The sequence below is a fragment of the Microcoleus sp. B4-C2 genome, from assembly GCF_036705265.1.
Lineage (GTDB): Bacteria > Cyanobacteriota > Cyanobacteriia > Cyanobacteriales > Microcoleaceae > Microcoleus.
Map to the genome: position 1 here is coordinate 12,116 of NZ_JAUBUB010000134.1, position 2,933 is coordinate 15,048.

Annotated in this window: 2 protein-coding genes; both read right to left on the reverse strand. The window is 42.3% G+C overall.

All coding sequences use genetic code 11. The features are described 5' to 3' along the window. Positions 1 to 631: 631 nt before the first annotated feature. The gene (locus QUB20_RS26285) at positions 632 to 1,729 is read right to left on the reverse strand and encodes a DJ-1/PfpI/YhbO family deglycase/protease (protein ID WP_333055279.1); all 1,098 of its coding nucleotides are present in this window, start codon (positions 1,727 to 1,729) and stop codon (positions 632 to 634) included. 136 nt (positions 1,730 to 1,865) lie between these two features. Next, complete coding sequence (locus tag QUB20_RS26290; RefSeq protein WP_333250706.1) at positions 1,866 to 2,624, reverse strand: SDR family oxidoreductase; 759 nt, start codon at positions 2,622 to 2,624, stop codon at positions 1,866 to 1,868. Between the last annotated feature and the right edge of the window lie 309 nt (positions 2,625 to 2,933).

A 2,933-nucleotide genomic window follows, 5' to 3' on the forward strand; every position in this document is an offset into this window, starting at 1 on the left:
GTTAATCGATTTTAGATTTTAGATTTTAGATTTTAGATTTAAAGAATTGAAGGATTGAAGAATTGAAGAAAGCGACTGTACGGATGTATCCGGGGGCTGGTTAATCGATTTTAGATTTTAGATTTTAGATTTTAGATTTAAAGAATTGAAGGATTGAAGAATTGAAGAAAGCGACTGTACGGATGTATCCGGGGGCTGGTTAATCGATTTTAGATTTTAGATTTTAGATTTTAGATTTAAAGAATTGAAGGATTGAAGAATTGAAGAAAGCGACCTCACGGATGTATCCGGGGGGGTTAATCGATTGTAGATTGTAGATTGTAGATTGTAGATTTTAGAATTAAAGAATTGAAGAATTGAAGAAAGCGACCTCACGGATGTATCCGGGGGCTTGTACCGCCCCCGGATGCAACAAGCTTCCTTCAAACCCCGTGTCCCGGTGAAATAATAATAAAACCCATTGAATAAAACCCTCCACCTTGCAGTTAGTTGAATATCTGCTTTTTAGTGTTGGGTTTTATTTTACCGCAAAGGCGTATATTGTAGGATTGCAGAGGAAGTTTGTAGTTTCGATATTGGTACTGGTTTTCACATCTCAGCCAAACTACAAACTTATTTATCCCCTTGCTGATTACATTTTTACAGCGGGGCTAGTCGAAGGTTTAGGCGACTTAATTTCCTGGGAAACTGCACGGGCGCGGAAGAGTTTAGCAACCACTTGTTCACACTTAGACAAATCCGATTCTATTTCTGTCAAAATGGCCGTTGATACGGGATCTGTGAACTTCACCCGCAAGTTGTTGATATCGACAACACCAGTTTGCAAATCACCGAGAGTGCTCCGCATTAAGAACGTTTCATCGCTTCCTTGCATCGAAGCTTTTAATTTAGCGTACTTGTCAGCAATTTGGGCAGGAATTGAGGGTTTTTCACCAAAATCGTTGAGGCGACTTTCGAGAGCGATGATGTGGTGCTGTTTGTTTTTAATCATTTCTCTCAAGAGCGATCGCAAATCGCTATCTTGGGTTTTTTCCGCATAATGTTCAAAGGCTTCGCAAGCATAGCGTTCCCCTGCGAGGGCGGTATTCAAACCTTTAACAATGTCGCCTTGTGTAGAACCTCCCCAACCATTAGCTAATTTCCACCATTCTGCATTTGTATCAGTTTCTTCTGGCAAACCGACTGCTTTTCCGCCGTAACCGAGGCGAGCCATAATGGCGGTAGTAAATATTGCTAAATCTCCCGGTTGGCGGGAAGTGATCAAGTTGCCGTCAACTACTAAAGCTTCGTTAATGTAGTTAGCTCCGGCATTAATCATGTCTGTTTTAATTGCCAAGAAACCAGTCGCATTTTTGCCTTTCAGCAAGTCGGCTTCAATCAAAACTTGCGGGCCGTGGCAAACAGCAGCGACGATTTTTCCTTGCTCAAATGCTTCTCGTACAAACCTGACTGTGTTGGGATTAGTCCGCATTGTATCTGGAGCCATGCCGCCGGGAATTATCACTGCATCGAATTCTGCGGGCACTGCTTCAGTGGTAGTTCCGTCAGCTTGCTGAGCAACTTTTCCTTGTTTTCCTGCATACTTTTCGTTTGTCCGCGAACCGAGGACAACTACATCAAAATTTGCTTGTTTTAAGGCGTTGTAAGGAACTAGGAATTCGGAATCTTCAACTCCATTTTCAATGAGTATGGCAACTCGTTTTGTGTTGCTACCGTTATGGGTTGTCATAATCAAATTTCCTCAGACTATCTTTGTTCTAAGCATAAATGATTTATGATGTTGTTAGCGTCTTGCTAAAGTGATAAATTAGTTAGTTTTAAAAGATGTCAGCGTGAGCCTTGAGAGGTATTTTACAGGAATTGTCTCAATGCACATAAGAGGCTCCGTTAATATCGATCGTAGTCCCGGTAGCGTGCGTAGCCAAACCCGACGCTAAAAACGCGATAACATTGGCAACATCTTGAGGAGGAGCGATTTTGCCGATCGGGATATCGCGAATAATATCAGCTTCACCGAACTCCTGAAGAAACTGATTAGACATTTCTGTACTAACAAATCCCGGTGCAACTGTAAAAGCCAAAATATTATCAGCCGCAAACCCTCTAGCAATGCTGCGAGTTAAAGCAACAATAGCACCTTTAGAAGCGGCGTAGTGCAGATAATTCGGGTCATCGCCGCGAAAAGCAGCGCGACTTGCTATATTAATAATTGTACCGACCCTGCGAGTTTGAAAATGCAAAATAGATTCCCGGCACAAATCGGCAACAGCAACTAAATTAACTTGTAGAGTTTGCTGCCAAGCTGAAGACCAAATATCGAACTCGTCCTCGATACCCGCTGACTGCATAATCCCCGCATTATTAACTAAAATATCAATATGGCCCCGCCATTTTAAAGCATCTCGCCACAAAATCGAGGCCGCATTTTCCACCATCAAATCGGCCGCCAATAAATAACAGCGATCGCGCGCAACACTTGCGGCTACCGCTTCCGCTTCTTTCTGACTGCGAAAGTAATGCAAAATCACCTCAGCCCCAGCATTAACCAGAGTCCGCACCGTCACTGCACCAATCCCTTTCGAGCCACCAGTTACTAAAATTACCTTTCCGGTTAAATCAATCATTTCTCTATCTCTTTTCTCTTTCTCTGTGACCTCTGCGCCCTCTGCGGTTAATAAAAAAAATAAATCCTCTTCACACACGAAATAGAATTGCTATATGATACAGCACATTCCATCCAATGTGTATGCCATTTTCTCATGCTGATGGATATCTGCAATAGACATTTCCCAAAAAAATCAAATCCTTTCCCAAGTTAATTTTTATGGGAAATATAGCCACTGCTTACAGCACTATGGATCGCGAATTAAATAACTTACAATTTTAATTGTTATTGTGGGATGGGCGTCCCGCCCGTCCAAAAAAGACGGGCG

Excerpts from the sequence above, each read along its gene's own strand:
- QUB20_RS26285 (WP_333055279.1), bottom strand. The coding sequence starts at position 1,729 with ATGACAACCCATAACGGTAGCAACACAAAACGAGTTGCCATACTCATT.
- QUB20_RS26290 (WP_333250706.1), bottom strand. The coding sequence starts at position 2,624 with ATGATTGATTTAACCGGAAAGGTAATTTTAGTAACTGGTGGCTCGAAA.